Source organism: Roseateles sp. P5_B10, assembly GCF_056400485.1.
Window position 1 is genome coordinate 1 of record NZ_JBFULE010000714.1, and the last position, 2684, is coordinate 2684.

The 2684-nt window shown below is 70.0% G+C and carries 3 protein-coding genes; 1 reads left to right on the top strand and 2 read right to left on the bottom strand.

All coding sequences use genetic code 11. The features are described 5' to 3' along the window. The coding region (locus AC1DU6_RS26395) for a geranylgeranyl reductase family protein (protein WP_477860740.1) at positions 1 to 995 on the top strand (995 nt) is incomplete at its 5' end. Between the two features lie 59 nt (positions 996 to 1054). Here AC1DU6_RS26395 and pcaF read toward each other — a convergent pair. After that, positions 1055 to 2257, bottom strand: coding sequence for a 3-oxoadipyl-CoA thiolase (gene pcaF, locus AC1DU6_RS26400; RefSeq protein WP_457322725.1), 1203 nt, complete (start codon positions 2255 to 2257; stop codon positions 1055 to 1057). Continuing rightward, the coding region (locus AC1DU6_RS26405; protein WP_477860742.1) for a 3-hydroxyacyl-CoA dehydrogenase family protein at positions 2254 to 2684 on the bottom strand (431 nt) is incomplete at its 5' end. The genes AC1DU6_RS26405 and pcaF, both read right to left, overlap by 4 nt.

Sequence of the window (2684 nt, forward strand, 5' to 3'; positions counted from 1 at the left end):
CCCAGGCCGTGGCCCATGTGGGCTGCATCGGCCCGCGGGGCGGCCGCATTGACGTGCCAGGCTCACTGGCGGTGCTGCCGCGCAAGGAGCTGGACGCGTTGCTGCTGAGCGCCGCCCGGGAGGCGGGCGCACGCTTCGAGCAAGCACGCTTCGAGGCGCCGTTGGAGACCGATGGCCGCGTCGTCGGCGCGCGGCTCAAGCGGGGCGATGAGATCGTCGAGGTCGCCGCGCGATGGGTCGTGCTCGCGACCGGTGCCGTGCCCAGGGCGTTGACCGCGGCCGGCATGTGCGAGCGCCACACGCCCAGCGGCGTGGCCCTGCGCGGTTATGTGAAGGCGCCGCAGATGGTCGGCAGGATCAAGGCGCTGGAAGTCGTCTGGGACAAGTCGGTGCGGCCCGGCTATGGCTGGATCTTCCCGGCGCCGGATGGCCACTTCAACATCGGCGTCGGCGTGACGGACAGCCACAAGGATCTCGGTGGCGGCAAGGGCCAGAAGAAGGACGTCAATCTGCGCGCCATCTTTGATGCCTTTGTCGCCAAGTACGCGCCGGCGGCCGAGCTGATGCGGGTCGGTGAGCTGGTCGGTGAGCTCAAGGGCGCACCGCTGCGCTGCACGCTGACCGGCGCCACCTGGGCGCGCCCCGGCCTGCTCGTCACCGGCGAGGCCGCCGGAAGCACCTACTCCTTCACCGGCGAGGGCATTGGCAAGGCCATGGAGACCGGCATGCTGGCGGCCGACGCCATCCTGGCGCACACCGACGATGCGGCGGCCCGCGCCACCTACGAGGCCGCGTTGACGGCCCTCAAGCCCAAGTTCGACCTCTACGAGCGCGCCAACCGCGTCAACGCCCACCCCTGGCTGGCCGACCTGCTGATCTGGCGCGCGAAGAAGAGCCCGCGCCTGCTCAGGCGCATGAGCGGCGTGCTCAACGAGACCAGCAACCCGGGCAATCTCGTCAGCTTCAAGGGCATCAGCCGACTCTTTTTCGAGTAGTCCTGATCAGTTGGGGACAGAGCGTGGCGCTGCGCGCCAAGGTCCGTCCCGCAAGGTCATCAGACGCGCTCGACGATGAGCGCGATGCCCTGCCCGACGCCAATGCACATCGTGCACAGCGCATAGCGGCCGCCCGTCAGCTCGAGCTGGTTGATTGCCGTCGTCACCAGGCGTGCGCCGCTGGCACCGAGCGGATGGCCCAGCGCGATGGCGCCGCCGTTGGGGTTCACGCGTGCATCGTCGTCCGTCAGGCCCAGGTCGCGCAGCACGGCCAGGCCTTGCGCCGCGAAGGCCTCGTTCAGCTCGATGACGTCCATCTGAGCCAGCGTCAGGCCCGTCAGCGCCATGACCTTGCGCGTCGCCGGCGCCGGGCCTATGCCCATGATGCGCGGCGCGACGCCGGCCGTCGCCATGCCGACGACGCGTGCGCGGGGCTTGAGCCCATGGCGTGCGGCTTCCGCCTCGCTGGCCAGCAACAGCGCGCAGGCACCGTCGTTGACGCCGCTCGCATTCCCAGCCGTCACCGATCCGTCGGGCTTGACCACGCCCTTGAGCTTGGCCAGCGCTTCGATGCTGGTCTCGCGCGGGTGCTCGTCCAGCACCACGCGCAGCGGGTCGCCCTTCTTCTGCGGCACGTCCACCGGCACGATCTCCCGCTCGAAGAAGCCGCGCTTCTGCGCTGCGATGGCTTTCATCTGCGAGGCCAGCGCCATGCGGTCCTGGGCCTCGCGCTCGATGCCGAAATCGGCGGCCACGTTCTCCGCCGTCTCGGGCATGGCGTCGACGCCGTACTGCGCCTTCATCTGCTTGTTGATGAAGCGCCAGCCGATGGTCGTGTCGTAGACGGCGTTGGCGCGGCTGAAGGCGCTCTCGGCCTTGGGGCTAACAAAGGGCGCGCGGCTCATGCTCTCGACGCCGCCGGCGATCATCAGCCCGGCCTCGCCGGCGCGGATGGCGCGCGCGGCGGTGCCGATGGCGTCCAGGCCCGAGCCGCACAGGCGGTTGACCGTGCTGCCAGGCACATCCACCGGCAGGCCAGCCAGCAGCGCGGCCATGCGGGCGACGTTGCGGTTGTCCTCGCCAGCCTGGTTGGCACAGCCGTAGATGACATCGGCCACTTGAGCCCAGTCGACATTCGCATTGCGCGCCATCAGCGCCTTGATCGGCAGCGCCCCGAGGTCATCGGTGCGAATGGAGGACAGCGCGCCGCCATAGCGGCCGAAGGGCGTGCGAATCGCGTCGCAGATGAAGGCTTGATTCATTTGAGATAGGGGCTCACGCGATAACGCTCGCCGCGATAGTGGTGATCGAGTCGGTTCAGCAGCGCGGCGACCGGTGCCGAGCCCCAGAAGGCCAGCCATTCGAAGGGCCCGGCCGGATAGTTGACGCCGAGCTTCATCGCCGCATCCGCGCCGGCCTCGTCGCAGACGCCCTGGGCGACGGCATCCGCCGCCTCGTTGATCAGCATGGCGATGGTGCGCGCGACGACCAGGCCTGGCAGGTCAGCCACGGCGCGCGGCACCAGGCCCAGGCGGGTCAGCCATTCAGCGGTCTGAGTGTCGCCGGCATAAGCGATGTCGCCGGTCGGCGCCAGTGGCAGATCGAAGATGGCCGTGCCCGGGCCGAAGTCGCGGGCGCGCCGGCCGTCGGTCAGGCGCAGCTGGCGGCCGTCGACGGCCAGGCCGACCC

Bases quoted from the DNA above. Each gene is read 5' to 3' on its own strand.
- pcaF (WP_457322725.1), bottom strand. From the start codon at position 2,257: ATGAATCAAGCCTTCATCTGCGACGCGATTCGCACGCCCTTCGGCCGC.